This is a genomic window from Dorea sp. Marseille-P4042, assembly GCF_900290215.1.
Taxonomy (GTDB): domain Bacteria; phylum Bacillota; class Clostridia; order Lachnospirales; family Lachnospiraceae; genus Dorea; species Dorea formicigenerans.
The window spans coordinates 541,046-564,888 of sequence record NZ_OLMI01000001.1 but is presented as its reverse complement, the minus strand read 5'-3'; the positions used below and the strand labels follow the sequence as shown (position 1 = coordinate 564,888).

Here is a 23,843-nt window from a genome sequence, read left to right as displayed (position 1 = left end):
GTGAAAAGCCTTCTCTTAGGAGGAATAGAAATTGAGAAAAAGAAGTATTAAGAATACAAGAGTGAACACCGAAGTACAGCGTGAACTCAGTGAGATTATCCGCCGGGGCTTAAAGGACCCGCGGGTAGCTCCGTGGACGTCTGTTGTAGCAGTCGAGGTGGCACCAGATCTTAAGACATGTAAAGCATATATCAGTGTTCTCGGCGACGTAAAGGCGCAGGAGGATACGATCAAAGGGCTGAAAAGTGCAGAAGGATTTATCCGCCGCGAACTGGCAAGAACTCTGAATATGCGAAACACTCCGGAGATTCAGTTCATTCTGGATCAGTCTATTGAGTATGGTGTTAATATGTCCAAGAAGATTGATGAAGTAACAAAAGATCTGAACACAGAAGGTGATGAAGATGTTGAATCTGAATAAGATTCTGGAACCGGCAAAAACAATCGCCATCGGAGGACATGTGCGTCCGGATGGCGACTGTGTCGGATCCTGTATGGCAATGTATCAGTATATCCAGAATAATTATCCAGACAAAGAAGTGGACGTTTTTCTGGAGGAAATTCCATCTACATTTTACAGAATCAAAGGGACGGATGAGATTTTACATGAGATTGACGAGAGTAAACATTATGATCTGTTCATTGTACTGGACTGTGGAGATACCGGAAGACTGGAGTTTTCTGTGCCACTGTTCGTAAGTGCAGGACATACACTTTGTATTGATCATCATGTCAGCAATATCTGTTTTGCACAGGATAATTATGTTGTACCAGATGCAAGCTCCACTTCAGAGCTTGTTTACAATCTGATTGATAAAGATAAGATTACAAAAGAGATCGCAGAAGCACTGTATCTAGGAATCGTACATGATACAGGAGTATTTCAGTATTCCTGTGCCGGACCATCTACATTTCGTGCGGCGGCAGAACTTCTGGAGACTGGAATTGATGCGGCAGATCTTATTATGGATACATTTTACGAAAAATCTTATGCGAGAATGCAGATTTTCGGACGTGCACTGGTGGAGAGCTTTTTGTTCATGGAAGGAAAATGTATCGTCTCCTATATTCGTAAGAAAGTCATGGATTTCTATGGTGTAAAGCCAAAAGATCTTGACGGGATCGTAAGCCAGCTCCGTAATACCAGAGGCGTGGAAGTTGCTATTTTTATGTATGAGCTGGATCAGAATGTATTTAAAGTCAGCCTTCGTTCTGGGAATGAAGTTGATGTAAGTAAGATTGCAGGATATTTTGGCGGCGGTGGACATGAAAAAGCTTCTGGAGTTACTATGACAGGTACGCCGCAGGATATTCTGAATAATCTGGCAGAGCGCATTGATGAGCAGTTGAAAGGACAGGCATGATACACGGAGTTATAAATGTATATAAAGAGCAGGGATTTACTTCTCACGACGTGGTTGCAAAGCTTCGTGGAATCGTGGGACAGAAGAAAATCGGTCACACAGGCACATTGGATCCGGATGCGGTCGGTGTGCTGCCTGTATGTCTGGGACGTGCAACAAAATTGTGCGATATGCTGACAGATAAAGACAAAGTCTATGAGGCTGTGATGCTTCTGGGTGTGGAGACAGATACCCAGGATACAACCGGGCAGGTACTAAAAAGCAGTGAGACAGACGAGATTACAGAAGAACAGGTCCGGGCTGCAGTTTTAGATTTTATGGGGGATTACGATCAGGTTCCACCTATGTATTCCGCGCTTAAAATCAACGGAAAGAAGCTTTATGAGCTTGCCAGAGAAGGCAAGACTGTAGAGCGTGCGGCAAGACGGGTACAGATTTTCGATATTGAAATCCTAAGTATAGCATTGCCACGGGTGACAATGAAGGTCCATTGCTCAAAAGGAACATATATCCGTACATTGTGCCATGATATCGGGCAGAAGCTTGAATGTGGTGCATGTATGGAAAAGCTTACAAGAACAAAGGTAAGCAGATTTGAGATAAAGGACAGTCTGACACTTGCACAGATCGAGATATTAAAAAAAGAAGACAGACTGTCAGAAATATTGGTTCCAATGGATCAAATGTTCGCAGATTATCCGCGCATTATTGTGTCGGGAGAAGCGGCGAGACTTGCGTATAATGGCAATGGAATCAAAGACAGAGATGTCCGGAAAGATGAAAATATTCTGGACGAAGCGTATGTCAGGGTATATGATGATGTAGAAGATTTTATCGGGGTGTATCAGTATCACGAGAAAGAACGTGAATACCGGATACGGAAAATGTTTTATATAAAAGAGGAAAAATAGATGCAGTATATCAAAGGTCTTGAGCATTATGACAATGCCAGAAAGACAGCAGTGACATTTGGAAAGTTTGACGGACTTCATAAAGGGCATATGACGCTCGTTGACACAGTGAAAAAACTGCAGGACAAAGATGATGTAGATAGTGTAGTATGTGCGTTCGATATGGATTCACCGGCGCTATTGATGCTTCCGCAGGAACGGCAGATTCATCTGGAGGATGAGGTGGATTATCTGGTCGAGTGTCCGTTTACAGATGAAATCCGTCAGATGAGAGCCGAGGATTTTATCCGGAATATTATTATCGGAACCTTTCACGCAGCTTATGTGGTCGTAGGTACAGATTTCCAGTTTGGATATAATAAGGAAGGAGATATCTATATGCTGGACAAGTTCCAGGAGAGATATGGATACCGCCTGATCGTTCTGGAAAAGATACGGTATGAGAATCATATTATCAGCAGTACCTACACAAAGAAGATACTGGGAACCGGAAACATGGATCTGGTCGGCAGACTTCTGGGCTATTCTTATGGAATCTGCGGCACGGTAGAGCATGGACATAAACTTGGAAGAACACTTGGATTTCCAACGATGAATATTGCATGGCCGAAGCGCAAGATTATACCTCCGAGAGGCGTGTATCTGTGCCGTGCGTATATGGACGGATTTGGATACAATGGCATTGCAAATGTAGGCGTCAGACCGACCGTATCCAACGAAGAAAAAGTGTGGCTTGAGACATTTTTATTTGATTATGATGCAGATGCTTACGGCAAAGAAGTCATGGTGGAACTGATTGAGTTCGTCAGACCGGAGCAGAAATTTGAAAATAAAGAAGAACTGAAAGCGCGTGTGGATAAAGATATCGCCAGCGGCAGACAGTATTTTAAAATTTAAGCATACAATTAGTGCTTTACAAGATAAGGCATATATGATATATTAGTCAAGTGAGTTAGCCGGTGTTCGGTAATTGGATTCTCCAACCGTTACTTAATACCAGGCGATATATAAGAATTTAAGGAGGAACCACAACATGGTAACAAAAGAGCAGAAAGAACAGATTATTGCAGAGTATGGTAGAACAGCAGGGGATACAGGATCACCGGAAGTACAGATTGCTATCCTGACAGCTAGAATCAACGATCTTACAGATCACTTCAAAGCTAACCCGAAAGATCACCACTCAAGAAGAGGACTTCTTAAGATGGTAGGACAGAGAAGAGGACTTCTTGCATATCTTAAGAAGACAGATATCGAGAGATATCGTGCGCTGATCGAGAAGCTTGGACTGAGAAAATAATTCAGTTATGTTTAGAGACGTTCATTTTATGGACGTCTCTTTTTCTATAGCAGGAAATCGCATTTTCTAATATAAAAAAGCCAAAAAGCCAAAAAAGCCGACGCCATGTAATATGAATTTTTATATGGCACATTTTATATATGTATGTTATAATATTAAAGATTATGGACGGGGATAACACTCCGAGACCACTGAAAAGGGTATTTGCTTCGATGAAAAGTACATTTTTCAGTAGTTTCGGTGTTCCCCGGCCGATGAATAATACATGAGATACCAAAAGTGAGAGAATACGAGAGCGTGGGATTTTCATATGGTATCCCGTGAGTTCAAGAGTAATAGAGAAAAAGGAGAACACTATGTACAAAAAGTTTGAGATGGAACTGGCTGGAAGAACTCTTCGCGTAGATGTAGACAGAGTTGCAAAACAGGCAAATGGTGCTGTTCTGATGCATTACGGTGATACGACTGTTCTGTGTACGGCAACTGCATCTGAAAAGCCGAGAGAAGGAATTGATTTCTTCCCATTAAGTGTAGAGTACAATGAGAGAATGTACGCTGTAGGAAAGATTCCGGGAGGATTTAATAAACGAGAGGGAAAGGCATCTGAAAATGCAGTTCTGACAGATCGTGTTATTGACCGTCCGATGCGTCCGCTGTTCCCGAAAGATTATCGTAACGATGTAACACTGGAGAATCTGGTATTATCTGTAGATCAGGACTGCTCACCGGAGCTTACAGCTATGCTTGGTGCTGCAATTGCAACAACTATTTCAGATATTCCATTTGATGGTCCGATCTCTACAACACAGGTTGGACTTGTTGATGGCGAGTTTGTAATCAACCCGACTGCAGAGCAGAAGGCTGTATCAGATCTTGCCCTGACTGTTGCATCTACAAGAGAGAAAGTTATCATGATCGAGGCCGGTGCCAATGAAGTGCCGGAGCAGCAGATGATCGATGCAATCTTCAAGGCTCACGAAGTGAACCAGGAAGTGATCAAATTCATTGATACAATCGTAGCTGAGTGTGGAAAGCCAAAGCACTCATATGAGAGCTTTGCTGTACCGGAAGAGTTATTTGCAGCTATGAAAGAAGTGGTAACTCCAGAAGAGATGGAAGAAGCTGTATTTACGGATGACAAGCAGACTAGAGAAGAAAATATTCGTGTTGTCACAGAAAAGTTAGAAGAAGCATTTGCAGACAAGGAAGAGTGGCTTGCAATTCTTCCGGATGCTGTATATCAGTACCAGAAGAAGACTGTTCGTAAGATGATCTTAAAAGACCACAAGCGTCCAGATGGAAGACAGATCGATCAGATCAGACCACTGGCAGCAGAGGTAGACCTGATTCCTAGAGTTCATGGTTCTGCAATGTTTACCCGTGGACAGACACAAATCTGTAATATCTGTACACTGGCTCCGTTATCTGAGGCACAGAGATTAGACGGACTTGACGAGGCAGAGACAACAAAGAGATATATGCACCACTATAATTTCCCATCATACTCTGTAGGCGAGACAAGACCTTCCAGAGGACCGGGACGCCGTGAGATCGGACATGGAGCGCTGGCTGAGCGTGCACTTGTACCAGTACTTCCAAGTGAGGCAGATTTCCCATATGCGATCCGTACAGTATCTGAGACATTTGAGTCCAATGGATCCACATCACAGGCAAGTGTATGTGCATCTTCTATGGCTCTGATGGCAGCAGGTGTACCAATCAAATCTGCAGTAGCAGGAATCTCCTGTGGACTTGTAACAGGTGATACTGATGATGATTACCTTGTACTGACAGATATCCAGGGACTGGAAGACTTCTTCGGGGATATGGACTTCAAGGTAGCCGGAACACATGAAGGTATCACAGCTATCCAGATGGATATCAAGATTCACGGATTGACAAGAGCCATCATTGAAGAGGCAATTGCAAAGACAAGAAAAGCAAGACTTTACATCATGGATGAGGTTATGTCCAAAGCAATCAATGAGCCAAGAGCTGAGGTCGGAGAATACGCACCTAAGATTATCCAGATGCAGATCGATCCTCAGAAGATCGGTGATGTTGTCGGTCAGAGAGGAAAGACAATCAATGCGATCATTGAGCAGACAGGTGTGAAGATTGATATTACAGACGATGGTGCAGTATCTATCTGCGGAACAGACGCAACAGGAATGGAGCAGGCAAGAAAGCTCATTTATACAATCGTTACGGACTTTGAGGCCGGACAGGTTCTGGAAGGAAAAGTCATCAGCATCAAAGAGTTTGGAGCATTCGTTGAGTTTGCACCAGGTAAAGAAGGAATGGTACACATTTCTAAAATTTCAAAAGAAAGAGTGAATCATGTAGAAGATGTCCTGACACTTGGCGATACAGTGAAAGTTGTATGCCTTGGAAAAGATAAGATGGGAAGATTCTCATTCAGCATGAAAGACGTAGCAGAATAAAAAAATGTAAATTGGGGACGTAGTAAAGTGTTAAAATGCTACGTCCCCATCATGGATTAAGGGTGTCCCTTTTTGAAGAAAGGGGTGCCCTTTTGCATTGCAAATTCATACTATCTTCGATACAATGAAAGAAAAGAGGTTATGTCTGCAGGTGGAGGAGAGGTATTTGAGGAAAATAAAAAGACAATTTTCTTGGACTGGGTATGTATATTTTTGATTATTATGAGTGGACCGGTTCGTGTTTTGTTCAATGTAATTCCGGGATATTCCCGTAATATTATTATTTTTTTGCTTTATACATCAGCTTTATTTATTTGGATCAGTCAGGTGAAACGCAGACTTTTGCAGAATGAGGAATGTAAATTTTTAAGTGGAGTCGCTGCTTTGATGTTATTTTTGATGGCAGTAAGGACGATAAAATTTGATTTTTTACCAAGTGGAGATGTAATATTTCCATTTACAGATGCAAGTACAGAATGGTTTTATTCTTATTAAGATGATACTTCATGTCGGGCAACAGTTAAGGGTACTCTGGAGGAAAGGGTATCCTTTCTTAGTTGCCAAGCATACGACAAAAAGGTCCGGTGGACCTTTTTTAGTGAAAAAAACAAGTCATAAATCCTGTCCATTTACATATATTGAGAGTAAGAGGTGAGAAATCATGAAAGAAGAAGTTATTTTAACCATTTTGCCGCATCAGCTCAGGGAGGTTCTTAAGAGAGAGAATATTGATTTCCAGAGTATTCAGGAAATCAGGCTTCGGGTCGGAAAACCTTTGATTTTGCTGTACAGAGGAAATGAAGTGATTCCTGAGGCGGACGGCAGGCCGTATTACATCACAAAAGATGAAATACGGGAAATGTTAGATTACATCAGTGGATATTCACTGTACTCTTATGAACGTGAGATGAGTCAGGGATATATTACAATTGAAGGAGGGCATAGAGTGGGACTGTCAGGACAGGCTATAATGGAAAACGGAAGGGTGAAAAATTTAAAATACATTTCATCGATCAATGTGAGAATGTCACATGAAATACTTGGATGTGCAGATGGACTATTGCCTTATATTACTTTCCACAGGCGATTATATCATACACTTCTTGTCTCGCCTCCAGGTTGTGGAAAGACGACACTACTTCGGGATCTGATACGACAAATTTCAGAAGGCAATGAGTTTATTAAGGGAATGTCTGTCGGTGTTGTCGATGAACGTTCAGAGATTGCCGGCTGTTACAGAGGTGTGGCACAGAATCATCTGGGAATCCGTACAGATGTACTGGATGGGTGTCCAAAGGCTGAGGGAATGATCATGCTGATTCGTTCGATGCGTCCCGAAGTCATTGCAGTTGATGAAATTGGAGGGAGTGAAGATGTACATGCTATTGAATATGCAATGCATTGCGGCTGCCGTATGCTTGCAACAGCTCACGCTGATTCTATGGAGGAACTACAAAAGAAACCAGTATTTGATCGGCTGATACGGGAAAAAAGATTTGAACGTTATGTATTACTTGGAAATGAGCCACAGATAGGAACGATTCAGGAAATTTATGATGAGAGAGGTTCGCTTCTGTATCAGGATCAGGAGGAAAAAACTGCTATATGTTAAAGTTTCTTGGAAGTCTTTTTATAGTAAGTTCTATGACCGGGATTGGAATCTGGAAAGCAGAAGAAGTGAAACACTCCTATCAGGCGTTAGGAAAAATATATCATTTGATTGGAATGATGAAAAATGAATTAAGTTATGCGGGCTCGGAATTTGGAGAAATGTTCGAATGTCTTTCGAAAAAAGTAGATGCACCATATCGAAATTGGCTGCTTGGAATGAAAATACAGATGGAAAGAAGAGATGGAAAGACATTTTCTGAAATATGGGAGGATAATGTCAATGGTTTTTTGAAGGAAAGCGGACTTGGTATGGAAGCTTTAAACCATTTAAAAATGCTGGGCAGAAATCTTGGAGGAGCCGATCGGCAGATGCAGATCTGGTCCATGGAACGTTATTTGAAACAAATAGAATTACAGATGGACGAGATGAGAAAAGATATTCAAATGCGAATGAAAGTGCGAATCTGTCTAGGAGCAAGTGCAGGCATATTGATTACCATATTCTTGATATAACAAAGGAATATTTAGTTGTAAATGAAAAACCATGAGCTGCGAATGTGAATCAGGAGGTAACTATGAGTGTCAATTTAATCTTCAAAATTGCAGCAGTTGGAATTCTTGTGTCTGTTATAAGTCAGGTGCTCAAACACAGTGGGAGAGAGGAACAGGCATTTCTGACAAGCCTTGCAGGCCTGATTCTTGTATTATTTTGGATTGTACCTTACATATATGAACTTTTTGAATCGATCCAAAGATTGTTTACATTGTAAAAGAGCAGTGAGCGCGAAAAGGAAAGGCGGCATCTTACATGAGTATTTTGAAAGTAGGGGTTCTCGCAGTTGCCGGAGTTCTTCTGGCAGTTCAGTTTAAAAATGGGAAAACAGAATATAGCACTTATATAAGTGTTGTATTGGGAATTTTAATTTTTGGCGGAATTTTGGGATATCTGGAAATATTGATCCATGCATTTGATAAGTTGGAAGAGGATTTGGATTTAGATTATGCATATGTCGCAATTTTATTGAAAATGCTTGGAATTACTTATGTGTCGGAACTTGTGTCTGCAATCTGTAAAGATGCAGGATATCAGTCAGTTGCACTTCAGATTGAAATATTTGCAAGGCTTGGGATCATGGTTTTGTGTATTCCGATTCTTATGACACTTCTGGAGGTTGTACGAGGGTTTCTGGGGTAGAGCGTATGTTGATAAGAAAAATATCGGACGTGGAAAAATTCGCGAAAAATTCCCGGAGATTTATGTGTCGGAGATTTATGGGATTAGGGATGCTTTTTTTGTGCTTCTGTATGGAGTTACTTATTGGGAGAAATGTTTATGCATCACAGCTGCAATCAGGCATAAACGATGAAACTGCACTGACTTCAAGTGTTGTCTGGCAGTTTGCAGATCAGTACGACTACGGCGAAATTGATGAGACATTAAAAGAACTTTTCCCCAAGGAAAGGCTGGATTTTAAAGAAATACTTATAGGAGTTCTGTCCGGTGATATTACATTTTCAGCTCAATTATTGAAGCAGCTTGTTAAAGAACAGTTCTCCTATGCATTTGCGAGCAGCAGGCAGAACCTGATACATATTCTCATGCTGGCGATTATGACGGCAGTATTTACGAATTTTGCCCGGGCATTTGGAAATGGTCAGGCGGCAGACACGGGCTTTTACGTGATGTATCTTATGATTGTGGCACTTTGTCTGAATTCCTGCCAGATCATCATGGACTGGGTGGAGGCAGGAATCAGCAATCTGATACAGTTCATGACAGTATTTGGTCCTATTTATTTTCCAGCGGTGGCAGTCGCAAAAGGGAGTGTGACTGCAATTTCTTTTTACAGCCTGACGCTTTTTCTTGTATATCTGGTAGAGATGTTTCTGAAGTATGTGGTGCTCCCGGCAATTCATATTTATATTTTAGTAAGTATGCTGAATTATTTGACGAAGGAATCGTATCTGAGCAAACTGGCAGAGTTGATAAAGACTGTACTTGTGTGGATTATGAAGACAATTCTGGCGGGTGTAGTGGGGCTGAATCTGGTGCAGAGCCTTTTAAGTCCTGCTATGGATACAGTCAAGAGAAGTGCGTTGACGAGGGGCACTGAGGCAATACCTGGGATCGGAGATGCGATTGGCGGTGTGACAGAGGTGATTTTTGCTTCGGCAGTGCTTGTGAAAAATGGAATAGGTGTAGTGGGAGCGATTATCTGTTTTGCTCTTTGCCTGATGCCGATTGTACAGATAGGGGCAATCGCACTTCTTTATAAACTGGCGGCAGCTCTGATGCAGCCGGTATCAGATGTCCGGATTATTGGATGTATGGAAACTGTAGGAGAAGGTATGAGGCTTTTGATCCGGGCAGTGTTTACAGTAGGAATGTTGTTCCTTATTACAATTATACTGGTGGCGGCATCTACTGGGACAACATAAAAGCTTTACAGCAAAATGAAACTGTGAAAAGACATAAGACAGAAACAGGAAGGAGAAACAAGTGGTTCAGGAATGTTATGACTGGGTGTGGAAACTGGCTGGATATCTGATTTTTATGACGGCAGTATTACAGCTTGTCCCAGGAGAGAAAGACCGCAAGTACATTCATTTTTTTACAGGACTGGTGCTGATCATTCTGATAGCATCGCCTGTGATAAAATTCTTTACTTCAGATGATCTATTTGTTCAGTTTCAGGATCAGTATGATGCAATGGAGACACAGGTAGAGGAGATGTTAAAGAATACCTCCGGATTGGAATCTGTGATGAAATTTCAGGATAATAGAAACGCAGAAGATGAGCTAAGTGAAAACGTGGAAGGGGGAGAGCCCGGTGAAATCCAGGTGGAGGAGATCCGAGTCGGACACGGCAGTGAAAATCCGTAAGGTGTTTGAACATTTAAAGCATGGAAAGGTAAAAAAAGACCAGCTTCTTATCGTGTTTTTGGTGGGAATTCTTTTACTCGTGATTTCAATTCCTGCCGGAACTAAGAAAGACAGCAATACTGGAACTAAGAAAACACTGGCCAATTCGTCAAAAAGCAGTGTCGGAACGACAAAGCAGAGTGAGTATACAGCTTATATGGAAGAACGACTGGAACGGATTCTCTCCCAGATTGACGGGGCGGGACAGGTGCAGGTGATGATTACCTGGAAGTCTGATGGTGAAAAGGTGGTTGAAAAGGACAGAAAGTCCAATGAGGAAAATGTGTCCGAGCAGGACAGTCAGGGAGGCAGCAGGACAACGAGCAGCCATGACACGCAGGAGACGACAGTCTATAATAGTGGAAGCAGTACTTCCGGTGTACAGGAGCCTTATGTCAGCAAGGAGCTTTCCCCTCAAGCACAAGGTGTGATTGTGATTGCGCCGGGCGGAGACGATGCAGTAGTCGTAAAAAATATTACGGAAGCTGTGCAGGCATTATTTGAGATAGACACGCATAAGATTAGAATAATGAAAGGCGGGAGGGTGAAGTAAGTGAAACGAATCTTAAAAAAGAATCAATTGATCATTGCGGCTCTTGCAGTGATGATCGCAGCAGCAGGATATCTGAATTATTCCGGAAGATTATTACCGGGATCTCAGAATACGAAGGAGGCAGGCAGTGACCTTGCGAATAAAGAACTTCTGGATATTTCTGATGAAGATGTTGCCAGTGCTTCCGGGGATATCAAAAGCCAGGACGGCGATGAAGGCGAAGTAGATGGCAATCCAGGCGAAGCGGTCTTAACTTCAGGGGATGCTCAGGCAGTGGCTGCACAGGCGAAGGTCACAAGAGAACAGGTGCGTGCCAAGAACAAGGAGACGCTTCAGAGCATCATTGACAGTGACTCTTTAAGTGATGCCCAGAAGCAGGACGCTGTGGCGCAGATGGTAGCCATGACAGAGATTGCAGAAAAAGAAACGGCAGCAGAGACAATGCTGGCGTCAAAAGGCTTTCTTGATTCTGTAGTCAGTATTTCAGAGGACTCTACAGACGTTGTTGTCAATGCATCAGAACTGACGGAAGCAAACCGGGCTCAGATTGAAGACATTGTAACAAGGAAAACAGGCGTGGCAGCGCAGAATATTGTAATCACTCCAGTATATGCAGAAGGGAAATAATCGATTTACGCAGACTTGTTACTTTGCGATAAGGCGGCTATCTACAGCCGCCAAATTTTCGTTGAGGAAAATGTCTCCTTATGCTATAATGTATGTCGCTGATTGAAATATGAGATAAGTCCACATTTGTTCATAACTTTAATAAATGTAAAAAATATGATGCAGATATGAAGTGTGAAGATGGGACAGTTTAGATAGGAGAATTCAAATATATGTCAAAGATAAAGGACGATGTTAAGAAACAGATTGAGAAAAGACGGACATTTGCGATCATTTCCCATCCGGATGCCGGTAAGACGACTCTGACTGAGAAGTTTCTGCTATATGGAGGGGCAATCAATCAGGCGGGAAGTGTAAAGGGAAAAGCAACATCAAAACATGCAGTTTCTGACTGGATGGAAATTGAGAAAGAAAGAGGTATTTCAGTTACTTCTTCTGTATTGCAGTTCAATTATGGAGGATATTGTATCAACATTCTGGACACACCGGGACATCAGGACTTCTCAGAGGATACATACCGTACTCTGATGGCAGCAGATTCTGCGGTCATGGTCATTGATGCATCCAAGGGTGTTGAGGCACAGACAAGAAAGCTGTTCAAAGTATGTACGATGCGCCATATTCCGATTTTTACATTTATCAATAAGATGGACCGTGAGGCGATGGATACATTTGAACTATTAGATGATATTGAAAATGAACTGGGAATCGCGACCTGTCCGGTCAACTGGCCAATCGGCTCCGGTAAGGAGTTCCGTGGTGTCTATGACCGTGCTACAAAGAGTGTGGAATTATTCTCAGATACAAGAAAGGGTACAACACAGGGAGAAGTGCAGATTGTGCCGATCGACGATCCTTCCCTGAATGGACTCATCAGTGAAGAGCAGAAAGCAAAGCTGGAGGAAGAGATTGAACTTCAGGATGGAGCCGGAGCAGAACTGGATCAGGAGATGGTAAGTAAAGGAGAACTTTCACCGGTATTCTTCGGATCTGCTCTGACGAACTTTGGAGTAGAGACATTCTTGAAGCATTTCCTTAAGATGACTACATCACCGCTTCCAAGAAAGTCTGATAAAGGTGAGATCGACCCGATGGAAGAAGGCGATTTTTCTGCATTTGTATTTAAGATTCAGGCAAATATGAATAAAGCACACCGTGACCGTATCGCATTTATGCGTATCTGTTCCGGAGAATTCGAGGCAGGTATGGATGTATTCCATATGCAGGGAGGCAAGAAAGTACGACTTTCCCAGCCACAGCAGATGATGGCCAGTGAGCGCCACATGGTGGATAAAGCTTACGGTGGAGATATTATCGGTGTCTTTGATCCGGGGATTTTCTCTATCGGAGATACATTGACAACCTCCTCTGACAAGTTCAGCTATGAAGGAATCCCGACTTTTGCACCGGAACATTTTGCAAGAGTGCGTCAGGTCGATACGATGAAACGTAAACAGTTCATCAAAGGAATTAATCAGATTGCGCAGGAAGGTGCGATCCAGATATTCCAGGAGTTTAATACAGGTATGGAAGAGATCGTTGTAGGAGTTGTAGGAGTTTTGCAGTTTGATGTTTTAAAATATCGTCTGGAGAATGAATATAACGTAGATATCAGACTGGAGAATCTGCCATATGAGTATATCCGCTGGATTGATAATCCGCAGGACTTCGATCTTGCAAAACTTTCAGGTACTTCTGATATGAAGAAAGTAAAGGATTTAAAAGACCGTCCGCTTCTTCTTTTTGTCAATGAGTGGAGTATCCGCATGACCCAGGAGCGTAACGATGGACTGGTTCTGACTGAATTTGCCCGATAAGGTTTGTAAATATTTACCGTGAGCCTTTGCAAATGTATGCGAATGTGGTAAAATGCTTAAAAAGGACGTATAGAAAAACCGAAAGGATTGGTAGATATGAGTAAAGAAGAAAAGAAAACTTATACAATAAAGTCAGATGAGAATCTGGGCGAAGTAAAGATTGCCGATGAAGTTGTAGCAATTATCGCAGGACTTGCAGCTATGGAAGTAGAAGGTGTTTCTTCTATGGCAGGGAATGCGACAAGAGAGCTGATCGCAAAGCTTGGAATGAAATCTTTATCCAAAGGTGTAAAAGTAGATGTCCTGGACGGCATCGTGACTGTGACACTGGCTCTTAATATGAGCTATGGATACAGTATTAAAGATATTACAGCAAAAGTGCAGGAGAAGGTAAAAGCTGCAATTGAAAATATGACAGGACTTGAGGTTGCGGACGTGAATATCCGTGTAGCCGGAGTTGATGTGCCGGAGGAAGCATAAGTGAAGAGAACAGAGATGAGGGAACACATTTTCAGAATGGTGTTCAGCTATGAATTTAACAGTGATCAGGAGATGCCGCAGCAGATGCAGCTTTATTTTGAACAGCTTGACCAGGAACCAAAAGAGGAAGACATGGCATATATCAGAGACAAGGCTCTGAACATCATCTTGAAATCTGAAGAGATTGATGAGATGCTCAATGAACATGTGACAGGCTGGAAGACAAGCCGCATGAACAAGGTAGATCTAAGTATCTTAAGACTTGCGGTCTATGAGATGAAATATGACGAGGACGTACCGGTAGGAGTTGCAATCAACGAAGCGGTAGAGCTCGCAAAAAAATACAGTGGTGATGAAGGCCCGGCATTTATCAATGGTGTGCTGGCCCGGCTGTCATAAATAACAGACTGATATACGCCTGACGGGGGATTGAGTAGAACATTACATGTTGCCCCGCGGGCGAATCTTGAATATAGAGGTGTGTAATGACACGGAATGTATATACGGTAGGCCAGGTGAATGCTTACATCAAGAACATGTTTACACAGGATTACATGTTGAACCGTATCTATGTGAAGGGCGAGGTATCTAATTGTAAATACCATACTTCAGGACATATATATTTTTCACTGAAAGATGAGTCTGGAACGATTGCCTGCGTAATGTTTGCCGGGCAGCGCGGCGGGCTCTCTTTTCGTATGTGTGAGGGACAGCAGATCGTAGTGTTCGGACAGGTCAATGTCTATGAAAGAGGAGGTTCTTATCAGTTATATGCAAGGGAGATCCGTTTGGATGGAGAAGGTGTTCTTTATGAGCGTTTTCAGGCTCTTAAGCGTGAGTTGGAAGAGATGGGAATGTTTGCTTCGGAATATAAGATGCCGATTCCTGCATATGCACGAAGAATCGGTATTGTGACAGCACCGACCGGAGCTGCGATCCGGGATATTATGAACATTTCCAGACGAAGGAATCCTTTTGTACAACTTATTTTGTACCCGGCACTTGTGCAGGGAGAAGGCGCGAAAGAGAGCATTGTAAAAGGTATACGTATGTTGGATCAGGATGACATAGATGTGATCATTGTCGGACGAGGCGGCGGATCCATTGAAGATTTGTGGGCGTTCAACGAAGAAGAAGTTGCAAGAGCAATTTTTTACTGCCGGACACCGGTGATTTCTGCAGTAGGGCATGAGACGGATACGACTATTGCAGATTATGTGGCAGATCTTCGAGCACCGACTCCTTCTGCAGCAGCAGAACTGGCAGTGTATGATTACTGGAAGACACAGGAACAGGTAGATGTAAGAAGAAGTCAGTTACAGGGCTATCTGCGAAGAAAAATGGAGGTATCTAGACTTCGAATCGAGAAGTATGAGACGAAGTTAAAGTATCTGCACCCTGAGCATAAGCTTCAAGAAGACAGGCAGAGACTGGCGGATACAGAAGAAAAGCTGCATATGCTGCTGCATCGCAAAGTAGAGCAGTACAGACACCGGTTTGCAGTTTATATGGAACAGATGAAAGGATTATCTCCACTTCAGAAACTGAATCAGGGATATGCATATATTGAAGATGTGGACAAAAAAGCAGTCCGAAGTATCGAGCAGGTCAGATGTGGTGATCATCTGTCGGCATATGTGACAGATGGATCCATTCAGATGACAGTAGAGAGTGTAAAGGAGGAGCGCCATGGCTAAGGAAGAAAAAACACTGGATGAGATGTTTCAGGAACTGGATAAACTGATCCAGGCTATGGAGGAGCCGGAAGTATCTCTGGAAGATTCTTTTCAGATGTATCATCAAGGCATTGATATGTTAAAGGCATGCAATGACAAGATGGATAAAATCGAAAAGCAGATGCTTGTATTGGATAGTGAAGGAGAGACACATGAGTTTGAATCTTGATTTTAAAGTACAAAAAGAGCAGAAAGTCAGGGAGATTGAAGATTCTCTGCAGAATTACCTGCCAAAGCAAAAGGGATACCAGAAAATTATTATGGAAGCTATGGAATATAGTCTTCTGGCCGGAGGAAAGAGACTTCGTCCGATGTTGATGAAGGAGACTTATACTTTGTTCGGCGGTCACTCAAAAGTAATTGAGCCATTTATGGCAGCGATTGAGATGGTTCATACATATTCTCTTGTACATGATGACCTTCCGGCAATGGATAATGATGAATATCGAAGAGGGCGTAAGACGACGCATGTTGTATACGGAGAAGACATGGCGATTCTGGCGGGAGACGCTTTGTTGAATTATGCATTTGAGACAGCAGTCAAAGCATTTGTTCTGGAACCGGAAGATAGTCTGACAATCGGAAATGCAATCCGCGTACTTGGTGAGAAAGCCGGAATTTACGGAATGCTTGGAGGTCAGGTCATCGATGTAAAAGAGACCGGTCATGCTGTTTCAAAAGATGTGTTAGATACGATCTACGAATTGAAGACCGGAGCACTTATCGAAGCTGCTATGATGATTGGAGCAATTCTTGGTGGAGCAAGCAAGGAAGAGGTAAAGACGGCAGAGCGTATTGCAAGTCTTGTTGGACTGGCATTCCAGGTGCAAGATGATATTCTCGATGTGACAAGCACCCAGGAAGAACTTGGCAAACCGATACATAGTGATGAAAAGAATGAGAAGACTACTTATGTAACATTACTTGGCATTGACGATGCAAAGAAAGTGGTCGAAGAAAAATCCGAAGAGGCGATCAGCCTGCTTCGGACACTTCCGAATGAGAATCCATATCTGGAAGAATTGCTTATGGAGCTGATTCACAGGAAAAAATAGAGGGGGACCAGTATGCTGGAACGAATACAAAAGGAAAATGACATAAAAAAACTAAACAGTGAGGAATTGGAGTGCCTTGCAGGAGAGGTCCGTGAATTCCTTGTAGAGAAGGTCAGTAAGACAGGAGGACATCTGGCTTCCAATCTTGGCGTTGTAGAGCTTACGATGGCATTGCATCTGATCTGTAATCTGCCAAAGGATAAGATTATCTGGGACGTTGGACACCAGTCCTATACACATAAATTACTGACCGGACGAAAAGAAGGATTTGAAGATTTAAGAAGTTACGGCGGTATGAGCGGATTCCCGAAGAGAAAAGAAAGTCGGTGTGATGCATTTGATACAGGGCACAGCTCTACTTCGATTTCTGCAGGACTTGGTTATGTGAGAGCAAGAGATTTAAAACATGAAGATTATACCGTTATCTCTGTGATCGGCGATGGTTCTCTGACCGGAGGTATGGCATATGAGGCGCTGAACAATGCATCGAATTTGAAGACGAATTTTATTGTGGTACTCAATGACAATCATATGTCCATTTCAGAAAATGTAGGCGGAATGTCCAGATATCTGGCAAATCTCCGGACGGCAGATATCTATACCGGACTGAAAAAAGGTGTGACAAATGCTTTGCAGCAGTTGCCGGTCATGGGAGACCGTATGATTGACCATATCCGGAAGACGAAGAGCAGTATCAAGCAGCTCGTGGTACCGGGCATGTTCTTTGAGGATATGGGAATTACTTATCTGGGGCCGATTCCGGGGCACAATTTACCAATGCTCTGCAAAGCTCTTAAGGAAGCGAAGAAAGTGGAAGGCCCGGTACTCCTTCATGTTATGACAACAAAAGGAAAGGGCTATGAACCTGCAGAGACAGCACCGGATAAATTTCACGGGATCGGACCTTTTGACATAGAAAGCGGTAAGGTACTTGCAAAAAAAGAAGGAGATACTTATACAGATGTGTTTGGTAAAGTGCTTTGTGACGAGGCATCCAGAAATCCAGATATTGTGGCAATCACAGCTGCCATGGCAGATGGAACCGGACTTGCCAGATTTAAGAAGCATTATCCGAATCGTTTTTTTGATGTTGGAATTGCGGAAGAACACGGTGTAACATTTGCTGCGGGACTGGCAGCAGGAGGATTAAAGCCTGTATTTGCAGTTTACTCTTCATTTTTGCAGAGAGGATATGATCAGTTAATCCACGATGTGGCACTGCAGAATCTGCCGGTGGTATTCGGGGTAGATCGTGCGGGTCTTGTCGGAAGCGATGGAGAGACTCATCAGGGGATATTTGATCTGTCATTTTTATCCAATATTCCCAATATGACCGTTATGTCACCGAAGAATAAATGGGAATTAGCCGATATGTTACGGTTTGCGCTTCAGATGAATTCGCCAGTGGCAATCCGCTATCCGAGAGGAAAGGCTTACGACGGATATGAAGGATGCCGGGAAAGAATCAGTTACGGAAAGAGCGAATGGATCTTTGAAGGAAAAGAAATTGCAATTTTAAGCGTCGGTCATATGTTCGAGGAGGCTGTGAAGACAAGAGATAAACTGATTGAACAAGGATATGAGCCGACACTTATCAATATGCGTTTCATTAAACCGATCGATGAGGCAATGATCGAAAAAGTCTGTCAGACACACAAACTGATTGCAGTGATTGAAGAAAATGTCCAGACCGGAGCATGCGGAGAGCGTGTATCAGAATACGTGATGCGAAAAATGCTTCCGTCACACGTCCTGACACTGGCACTCCCGGATGATTACATTGAACATGGAAGTGTTGATGTGCTCCGCAAGATGACAGGAATTGACAGTGAGAGTATGTCTGAAAAAATTATAGAGACGTATAAGGAGTTATAGAAGATGAAAGAACGTTTGGATGTGTTGCTGGTGAAGAGAAATCTTGCCGCGTCCAGAGAAAAAGCAAAAGCCATTATCATGTCTGGAAATGTTTATGTGGACAACCAGAAAGAAGATAAACCAGGAACAACATTCCCAGAAGAATCTAAGATTGAAGTGCGTGGCCATACACTGCCTTATGTCAGCCGCGGCGGACTTAAGTTAGAAAAAGCAATGAAAGAATTCCAGGTATCTGTAGAAGGAAAAGTCTGCACAGATGTAGGTTCTTCTACAGGTGGATTTACAGATTGTATGTTGCAAAATGGCGCGGTCAAGGTGTTTGCCATTGATGTAGGTCATGGACAATTAGACTGGAAACTTCGCCAGGACGAGCGTGTAGTTTGTATGGAGAAGACGAATATCCGTTATGTGACACCGGAAGATATCGGTGAGCCGGTTGATTTTTCATCAATTGATGTATCCTTTATTTCCCTGACAAAAGTGCTGAAGCCGATTCGTGATTATCTGACAGACAAAGGACAGATTGTAGCACTGATCAAACCACAGTTTGAAGCGGGAAGAGAGAAAGTCGGTAAAAAAGGAGTTGTGCGCGAAAAGAGTACACATATTGAGGTTGTGACCATGATCTTGGACTATGCGTCTACCCATGGATTTCATGTGATGGATCTTACATTTTCACCAATCAAAGGACCGGAAGGAAATATTGAATATCTTGTCCAGTTAGAAAAATGTGAAGAGCCGGGCGATATAAATGAAAAAATTCAGATTGAAAAAATTGTAGATGAGGCATTTGGAAACCTCGCAAAAAAGGAATAAAGATATGGCAGAGAGAGTGTTGATTGTAACAAATGATGGCAAAGATGCAGACTATGCAATAACGAATCAGGTCAAAGAGTATATGACACAGGCAGGAAAGATATGTCTGCAGTGTCCAAAAGATGAGAATAATGCCATTGTTTCCGAGCAGATACCACCGGATCTTGATTATGCGATCGTTATTGGGGGTGACGGAAGTTTTATTGAGGTGGCGCGTGCTCTGCGTGGCAGAGATGTCCCGATTCTGGGAGTCAATATGGGAACATTAGGATATCTGACAGAAGTAGAGTTAACGAATATTGAGGGAGCTCTGGAACGTGTTGTGAAAGGCAGATATACGGTAGAAAAACGAATGATGTTAGAAGGCAGCTTTGACGGAGAGCGAATGGATCTGGCTTTGAATGATATTGTAGTTGCAAGAAAAGGGGCTGTTCGAGTCATTCATTTCCGACTTTTTGTAAATGGAGAATTGTTGAACTCCTATGAAGCAGATGGAGTGATCATATCTACCCCGACAGGATCTACGGCGTATAACCTTGCAGCGGGAGGTCCGATCGTAGAGCCGACGGCATCCATGATCGTGATCACACCAATCTGTCCGCATGCGTTAAATACAAGCAGTATTGTATTGTCAGCAGAAGATGAGATCGTGATACAGATCGGAGAAGGAAAACATGGAATCCCAGATGAGGCATACGTGGCATTTGACGGTGTGGATGAAGTGGAGCTGACTTCCGGTGATATGGTAGAGATCCGCAAGGCAGAAGCCCAGACAAGAATTATAAAATTGAACCAGGATAGTTTTCTGGAAACGCTTCGAAGGAAGATGAAAGGAAATTAGAGATATGAAAGTAAACAGACATGCTAAGATCATTGAACTGATTGGCAAATATCATATTGAGACCCAGGAGGAATTGGCAGATTATCTGAACCGGGAAGGATTTAAAGTGACTCAGGCAACGGTGTCCCGAGATATCCGGGATCTGAAACTTACCAAGATTCCAGCTGAGAACGGCAAACAGAAATATGCGCTGCATCAGGAAAGTGGCAATGGCATGAGTGAAAAATATATCCGTGTTTTAAGAGATGGATATGTGTCGATGGATATGGCACAGAATATTCTGGTCATCAAGACGGTGGCTGGAATGGCGATGGCTGTATGCCTGGCTATTGATGCTATGAACTGGAGCGAGGTCGTGGGAAGTATTGCCGGAGACGACACAATTATGTGTGCAATCCGCACGACAGAGGATACTCCGAAGGTGATGGATAAGATTCGTAAAATTGTTCGGCAGGAGGAATAGATGTTACAGAGTTTACACGTAAAGAATCTGGCATTGATTGATGAGATAGAAGTAGAATTTGCAGAAGGGTTAAATATTCTGACCGGTGAGACGGGAGCAGGAAAATCTATTATTTTGGGTTCTGTAAATCTGGCACTGGGTGGAAGATACACAAAAGATCTGATCCGTCAGGGGGAGAATTATGCACTGGTGGAGCTGGTCTTTACTGTGACGGAAAAAAGCCGTCTGAAAGCTTTGGAGAAACTTTGTATTTATCCGGAGGATGGCCTTTTGATCTTGAGCCGGAAATTAATGGATGGCAGAAGTGTAAGCCGGATCAACGGTGAGACGGTAACAATTGCTGTTTTAAAGGAAGTAGCTGCTATTCTGATCGATATTCACGGGCAGCATGAACATCAGTCTCTGTTATATAAAAAGAACCATCTCGGGTTTGTCGATGCATTTGCGTGGGATTATCTTGCAGATATAAAAAAACAGGCAGCTTCGGCTTATCAGGAATATCGTACATGTAAAAAGACTCTGGATGAGGCTGATATGGACGAATCAAGCCGTGCAAAAGAATTGGATTTCTTAAAATTTGAAGTATCTGAGATTGAAGATGCCATGTTAAAAGAAGGAGAAGATGAAGAACTGGAGACAACCTTCAAACGCATGGAAAATGGACGAAAGATTGCTGAGAGTACTGCGGCTTCGTATGCTTATACGAGTGGGGAAGCCGGAAGCGCAAGCGAATGCCTGAGCCGCGCGATCCGGGAGCTGGCACCAGTCAGTAATCTTGATGAGAGAGCAGGAAGTCTGTACAGCCAGCTGATGGAGATAGACAGTCTGTTAAATGATTTTAATCATGATCTTTCCGATTATCAGGATAGTCTGGAGTTCTCAGAAGAAGATTATATGACAATTACTGAGCGCCTTAATGAAATCAACCGTTTGAAGACGAAATATGGCACGGATATTGCAGGGATTCTGGATTATGGAATAAAACAACAGAAAAAGATACAAAAACTGGAAGATTATGAGAATTATATTGCAGATTTAAAGCGAGATCTGGAACAAAAAGAGCAGAAGCTTGAGAAAGTGACAAAGAAGCTGACGAAGATCCGAAAAGAGCAGGCGCAGATTATGGAACAGGCGATTACAGAAGGTCTTGCAGATCTGAATTTTGAAGATGTGAAATTTTCTATTGCATTTGAAAAGTCTGGTTCTTATTCTGCAAATGGTTCTGATGACGTAGAGTTTATGATTTCTTTGAATCCCGGACAGCCGGTGCGTCCGCTTGTGGAAGTAGCCTCCGGTGGAGAGCTGTCCAGAATTATGCTTGTGATCAAAAGTGTTATGGCTGACAGGGATGAGATTCCGACGCTGATTTTTGATGAGATTGATGTGGGGATAAGTGGAAGAACAGCACAGAAAGTGTCTGAGAAGATGGCGTTGATCGGCAGAAAGCATCAGGTCATCTGTATCACACATCTGGCACAGATTGCGGCTATGGCAGATCATCATTTTATGATCGAAAAAAATGTGTCAGATGGTCAGACAAAGACATCTATCAGGGAACTTAAGGCGGAAGAATCTACCGATGAACTGGCGAGAATTCTTGGCGGTGCTAAGATTACGGACACGGTCAGACAGAATGCAAAAGAAATGCAGGAACTGGCAGCGCAGATCAAAAAATAAAAGAATTGAAATTCAAATAATACACATACTAAGACAGGTGTTCTGATTGAGGAACACTTGTCTTTATTTATATCAGATGTGAGATGCTTTCCGCCGTTGTAGATGTAAAGCAAAAAAATCAGTATCAGTGGCAGAAAATCCATACTCATCTGATATAGCCTCCGGCAGGATGCTGATTGAGATTTTTTTGTAAAAAACATGGGAGGATCAGAGTGTATGAAAAAGTATTGGTATCGGCGGATTTTAATTATGGCATTGGTGTTTTTTGTATCGGTAGGTGGAAGCTATCTTTTGATCGAGCAGAAAAAAGATGCCATGAGGCGAGAGGTGAGTGCTCAGACCTCTGAAGAAGACCTGGTAATTCCAGGTGGCATGCCGGTAGGGATTTATATGAAAACAAAAGGTGTTATGGTATTGGATACACAGAAAATCAAAGGGGAAGACGGTGCAGAATATGAACCGGCGCTTCATATTGTAAAAGCCGGAGATTACATCACTGGATTTAACGGCAAAGATATCAATACTAAAAATGAACTGGTCGAAGCAGTAAGTTCCTTTTCGGAACAAAAAGCAAAATTAGATATTTGCAGGAAGGGGGAGACGATTCATGTAAAAATGGATATGATTCAGTGTGAAGATGGGACGAAAAAACTCGGAATCTGGGTGCGGGATAATGCACAAGGACTTGGGACCATTACTTATCTGGACTCGGACAGTCATTTTGGCGCGCTGGGACATGGAATCCATGATATCGATACAGGGGAGCTTCTTAATATTTCCGATGGAACACTATATCTGACAAGTGTTAAGGAAATCCAAAAAGGTGTGAACGGGACACCTGGTGGTATGGAAGGAATCATTGTTTATAATAATTATAACGTGCTTGGAAAAATAAAGAAGAATACAGAGGCAGGAATTTTTGGAACTATTGACCGGGTTGATGTCCTGTTCGCAAATCAGACTCCAGTACAACTGGCAAAAAAAGAAGAGGTAGAAGAAGGGCCTGCTATCATTCGCTGTGCTGTGGATGGAGAAATAAAAGAATATGATATTTTAATCACACAAGTCAATCTGTGGTCGGGCGAAGTAAATAAAAGCATGACAATCGAAGTGACAGATCCGTCGCTTTTGGATGAGACGGGCGGGATCATCCAGGGAATGAGCGGCAGTCCAATCCTCCAGAACGGAAAACTAATCGGCGCAGTAACTCACGTTTTTGTCAACAATCCGACAAAGGGTTATGGCATTTTTGCAGAATCTATGATAAATGAGTCGGAATAAAAAATACCGTGTCGAGAAGTGATAGAACTTTCCGACAGCAATTTCTTGATTCGAAAAAAGGAGAAAATT

At 42.6% G+C, this 23,843-nt stretch carries 27 protein-coding genes; all 27 read left to right on the top strand.

The annotated features are described in order from the left end of the window. Positions 1 to 31: 31 nt before the first annotated feature. The 27 genes from rbfA (at position 32) to spoIVB (ending at position 23,774) form a co-directional block, all read left to right on the top strand. Positions 32 to 421: a 30S ribosome-binding factor RbfA gene (rbfA, locus tag C7E02_RS02920; protein ID WP_105308765.1), complete on the top strand. Its 390-nt coding sequence runs from the start codon at positions 32 to 34 to the stop codon at positions 419 to 421. Further along, on the top strand, positions 405 to 1,364 hold the full coding sequence (locus C7E02_RS02915; RefSeq protein ID WP_005336655.1) for a DHH family phosphoesterase: 960 nt from the start codon (positions 405 to 407) through the stop codon (positions 1,362 to 1,364). Before rbfA ends, C7E02_RS02915 begins: the two co-directional genes overlap by 17 nt. Further along, entirely contained in the window at positions 1,361 to 2,275 is a 915-nt protein-coding gene (gene truB, locus C7E02_RS02910) for a tRNA pseudouridine(55) synthase TruB (protein ID WP_029730392.1), read from the top strand. Before C7E02_RS02915 ends, truB begins: the two co-directional genes overlap by 4 nt. After that, positions 2,276 to 3,172: a bifunctional riboflavin kinase/FAD synthetase gene (locus C7E02_RS02905; protein WP_029730393.1), complete on the top strand. Its 897-nt coding sequence runs from the start codon at positions 2,276 to 2,278 to the stop codon at positions 3,170 to 3,172. It begins immediately after the preceding gene. Positions 3,173 to 3,308: 136 nt separating this feature from the next. Then, positions 3,309 to 3,575, top strand: coding sequence for a 30S ribosomal protein S15 (rpsO, locus tag C7E02_RS02900; protein ID WP_005331040.1), 267 nt, complete (start codon positions 3,309 to 3,311; stop codon positions 3,573 to 3,575). 356 nt (positions 3,576 to 3,931) lie between these two features. Then, positions 3,932 to 6,019 (top strand): polyribonucleotide nucleotidyltransferase, encoded by a 2,088-nt coding sequence (locus tag C7E02_RS02895; protein ID WP_029730394.1) that lies wholly within the window; start codon positions 3,932 to 3,934, stop codon positions 6,017 to 6,019. Between the two features lie 141 nt (positions 6,020 to 6,160). After that, positions 6,161 to 6,514, top strand: coding sequence for a hypothetical protein (locus C7E02_RS02890; protein ID WP_105308764.1), 354 nt, complete (start codon positions 6,161 to 6,163; stop codon positions 6,512 to 6,514). Between the two features lie 166 nt (positions 6,515 to 6,680). After that, complete coding sequence (spoIIIAA, locus tag C7E02_RS02885; RefSeq protein WP_029730395.1) at positions 6,681 to 7,631, top strand: stage III sporulation protein AA; 951 nt, start codon at positions 6,681 to 6,683, stop codon at positions 7,629 to 7,631. After that, on the top strand, positions 7,625 to 8,143 hold the full coding sequence (locus tag C7E02_RS02880; RefSeq protein ID WP_022279350.1) for a stage III sporulation protein AB: 519 nt from the start codon (positions 7,625 to 7,627) through the stop codon (positions 8,141 to 8,143). The genes spoIIIAA and C7E02_RS02880 overlap by 7 nt, the downstream gene beginning before the upstream one ends. Before the next feature lie 62 nt (positions 8,144 to 8,205). After that, positions 8,206 to 8,400 (top strand): stage III sporulation protein AC, encoded by a 195-nt coding sequence (spoIIIAC, locus tag C7E02_RS02875; RefSeq protein WP_005336645.1) that lies wholly within the window; start codon positions 8,206 to 8,208, stop codon positions 8,398 to 8,400. Between the two features lie 38 nt (positions 8,401 to 8,438). After that, on the top strand, positions 8,439 to 8,825 hold the full coding sequence (locus C7E02_RS02870) for a SpoIIIAC/SpoIIIAD family protein (protein ID WP_005336643.1): 387 nt from the start codon (positions 8,439 to 8,441) through the stop codon (positions 8,823 to 8,825). Positions 8,826 to 8,935: 110 nt separating this feature from the next. After that, positions 8,936 to 10,069, top strand: coding sequence for a stage III sporulation protein AE (locus C7E02_RS02865; protein ID WP_044911667.1), 1,134 nt, complete (start codon positions 8,936 to 8,938; stop codon positions 10,067 to 10,069). A gap of 61 nt (positions 10,070 to 10,130) precedes the next feature. Then, the gene (locus C7E02_RS02860; RefSeq protein ID WP_105308763.1) at positions 10,131 to 10,514 is read left to right on the top strand and encodes a stage III sporulation protein AF; all 384 of its coding nucleotides are present in this window, start codon (positions 10,131 to 10,133) and stop codon (positions 10,512 to 10,514) included. Then, positions 10,462 to 11,106: a hypothetical protein gene (locus C7E02_RS02855; RefSeq protein WP_005336638.1), complete on the top strand. Its 645-nt coding sequence runs from the start codon at positions 10,462 to 10,464 to the stop codon at positions 11,104 to 11,106. Before C7E02_RS02860 ends, C7E02_RS02855 begins: the two co-directional genes overlap by 53 nt. Further along, positions 11,107 to 11,733, top strand: a complete 627-nt coding sequence (locus C7E02_RS02850) for a SpoIIIAH-like family protein (RefSeq protein WP_105308762.1) — start codon at positions 11,107 to 11,109, stop codon at positions 11,731 to 11,733. A gap of 212 nt (positions 11,734 to 11,945) precedes the next feature. Further along, positions 11,946 to 13,550 (top strand): peptide chain release factor 3, encoded by a 1,605-nt coding sequence (locus C7E02_RS02845; protein ID WP_029730398.1) that lies wholly within the window; start codon positions 11,946 to 11,948, stop codon positions 13,548 to 13,550. Positions 13,551 to 13,646: 96 nt separating this feature from the next. Next, positions 13,647 to 14,030 carry an Asp23/Gls24 family envelope stress response protein gene (locus tag C7E02_RS02840; RefSeq protein ID WP_005330237.1) on the top strand — a complete coding sequence of 128 codons (384 nt, stop codon included), beginning with the start codon at positions 13,647 to 13,649 and terminating at the stop codon, positions 14,028 to 14,030. Beyond that, positions 14,031 to 14,429 (top strand): transcription antitermination factor NusB, encoded by a 399-nt coding sequence (nusB, locus tag C7E02_RS02835; RefSeq protein ID WP_005336629.1) that lies wholly within the window; start codon positions 14,031 to 14,033, stop codon positions 14,427 to 14,429. Positions 14,430 to 14,515: 86 nt separating this feature from the next. Beyond that, the gene (gene xseA / locus C7E02_RS02830) at positions 14,516 to 15,727 is read left to right on the top strand and encodes an exodeoxyribonuclease VII large subunit (RefSeq protein WP_005336628.1); all 1,212 of its coding nucleotides are present in this window, start codon (positions 14,516 to 14,518) and stop codon (positions 15,725 to 15,727) included. Next, a complete protein-coding gene (gene xseB / locus C7E02_RS02825; protein ID WP_005330243.1) occupies positions 15,720 to 15,935 on the top strand; it encodes an exodeoxyribonuclease VII small subunit in 216 nt (71 codons plus the stop codon). The genes xseA and xseB overlap by 8 nt, the downstream gene beginning before the upstream one ends. Next, the gene (locus C7E02_RS02820; protein WP_105308761.1) at positions 15,919 to 16,821 is read left to right on the top strand and encodes a polyprenyl synthetase family protein; all 903 of its coding nucleotides are present in this window, start codon (positions 15,919 to 15,921) and stop codon (positions 16,819 to 16,821) included. Before xseB ends, C7E02_RS02820 begins: the two co-directional genes overlap by 17 nt. Positions 16,822 to 16,833: 12 nt before the next feature. Then, the gene (gene dxs, locus C7E02_RS02815; RefSeq protein ID WP_105308760.1) at positions 16,834 to 18,696 is read left to right on the top strand and encodes a 1-deoxy-D-xylulose-5-phosphate synthase; all 1,863 of its coding nucleotides are present in this window, start codon (positions 16,834 to 16,836) and stop codon (positions 18,694 to 18,696) included. Between the two features lie 3 nt (positions 18,697 to 18,699). Next, positions 18,700 to 19,512, top strand: a complete 813-nt coding sequence (locus tag C7E02_RS02810; RefSeq protein WP_105308759.1) for a TlyA family RNA methyltransferase — start codon at positions 18,700 to 18,702, stop codon at positions 19,510 to 19,512. A gap of 4 nt (positions 19,513 to 19,516) precedes the next feature. Further along, on the top strand, positions 19,517 to 20,353 hold the full coding sequence (locus C7E02_RS02805) for an NAD(+)/NADH kinase (protein WP_005336621.1): 837 nt from the start codon (positions 19,517 to 19,519) through the stop codon (positions 20,351 to 20,353). Positions 20,354 to 20,357: 4 nt separating this feature from the next. After that, a complete protein-coding gene (gene argR, locus C7E02_RS02800; protein WP_005336619.1) occupies positions 20,358 to 20,816 on the top strand; it encodes an arginine repressor in 459 nt (152 codons plus the stop codon). Beyond that, positions 20,817 to 22,493 (top strand): DNA repair protein RecN, encoded by a 1,677-nt coding sequence (gene recN / locus C7E02_RS02795; protein WP_105308757.1) that lies wholly within the window; start codon positions 20,817 to 20,819, stop codon positions 22,491 to 22,493. It begins immediately after the preceding gene. Positions 22,494 to 22,709: 216 nt separating this feature from the next. Next, positions 22,710 to 23,774, top strand: a complete 1,065-nt coding sequence (gene spoIVB / locus C7E02_RS02790) for a SpoIVB peptidase (RefSeq protein WP_005336615.1) — start codon at positions 22,710 to 22,712, stop codon at positions 23,772 to 23,774. The last annotated feature ends 69 nt before the right edge of the window (positions 23,775 to 23,843 follow it).

Excerpts from the sequence above, each read along its gene's own strand:
- C7E02_RS02915 (WP_005336655.1), top strand. The coding sequence starts at position 405 with ATGTTGAATCTGAATAAGATTCTGGAACCGGCAAAAACAATCGCCATC.
- truB (WP_029730392.1), top strand. The coding sequence starts at position 1,361 with ATGATACACGGAGTTATAAATGTATATAAAGAGCAGGGATTTACTTCT.
- C7E02_RS02905 (WP_029730393.1), top strand. The coding sequence starts at position 2,276 with ATGCAGTATATCAAAGGTCTTGAGCATTATGACAATGCCAGAAAGACA.
- rpsO (WP_005331040.1), top strand. The coding sequence starts at position 3,309 with ATGGTAACAAAAGAGCAGAAAGAACAGATTATTGCAGAGTATGGTAGA.
- C7E02_RS02895 (WP_029730394.1), top strand. The coding sequence starts at position 3,932 with ATGTACAAAAAGTTTGAGATGGAACTGGCTGGAAGAACTCTTCGCGTA.
- C7E02_RS02890 (WP_105308764.1), top strand. The coding sequence starts at position 6,161 with ATGTCTGCAGGTGGAGGAGAGGTATTTGAGGAAAATAAAAAGACAATT.
- spoIIIAA (WP_029730395.1), top strand. The coding sequence starts at position 6,681 with ATGAAAGAAGAAGTTATTTTAACCATTTTGCCGCATCAGCTCAGGGAG.
- C7E02_RS02880 (WP_022279350.1), top strand. The coding sequence starts at position 7,625 with ATGTTAAAGTTTCTTGGAAGTCTTTTTATAGTAAGTTCTATGACCGGG.
- spoIIIAC (WP_005336645.1), top strand. The coding sequence starts at position 8,206 with ATGAGTGTCAATTTAATCTTCAAAATTGCAGCAGTTGGAATTCTTGTG.
- C7E02_RS02870 (WP_005336643.1), top strand. The coding sequence starts at position 8,439 with ATGAGTATTTTGAAAGTAGGGGTTCTCGCAGTTGCCGGAGTTCTTCTG.
- C7E02_RS02865 (WP_044911667.1), top strand. The coding sequence starts at position 8,936 with ATGGAGTTACTTATTGGGAGAAATGTTTATGCATCACAGCTGCAATCA.
- C7E02_RS02845 (WP_029730398.1), top strand. The coding sequence starts at position 11,946 with ATGTCAAAGATAAAGGACGATGTTAAGAAACAGATTGAGAAAAGACGG.
- C7E02_RS02840 (WP_005330237.1), top strand. The coding sequence starts at position 13,647 with ATGAGTAAAGAAGAAAAGAAAACTTATACAATAAAGTCAGATGAGAAT.
- xseA (WP_005336628.1), top strand. The coding sequence starts at position 14,516 with ATGACACGGAATGTATATACGGTAGGCCAGGTGAATGCTTACATCAAG.
- xseB (WP_005330243.1), top strand. The coding sequence starts at position 15,720 with ATGGCTAAGGAAGAAAAAACACTGGATGAGATGTTTCAGGAACTGGAT.
- C7E02_RS02820 (WP_105308761.1), top strand. The coding sequence starts at position 15,919 with ATGAGTTTGAATCTTGATTTTAAAGTACAAAAAGAGCAGAAAGTCAGG.
- dxs (WP_105308760.1), top strand. The coding sequence starts at position 16,834 with ATGCTGGAACGAATACAAAAGGAAAATGACATAAAAAAACTAAACAGT.
- C7E02_RS02810 (WP_105308759.1), top strand. The coding sequence starts at position 18,700 with ATGAAAGAACGTTTGGATGTGTTGCTGGTGAAGAGAAATCTTGCCGCG.
- C7E02_RS02805 (WP_005336621.1), top strand. The coding sequence starts at position 19,517 with ATGGCAGAGAGAGTGTTGATTGTAACAAATGATGGCAAAGATGCAGAC.
- argR (WP_005336619.1), top strand. The coding sequence starts at position 20,358 with ATGAAAGTAAACAGACATGCTAAGATCATTGAACTGATTGGCAAATAT.
- recN (WP_105308757.1), top strand. The coding sequence starts at position 20,817 with ATGTTACAGAGTTTACACGTAAAGAATCTGGCATTGATTGATGAGATA.
- spoIVB (WP_005336615.1), top strand. The coding sequence starts at position 22,710 with ATGAAAAAGTATTGGTATCGGCGGATTTTAATTATGGCATTGGTGTTT.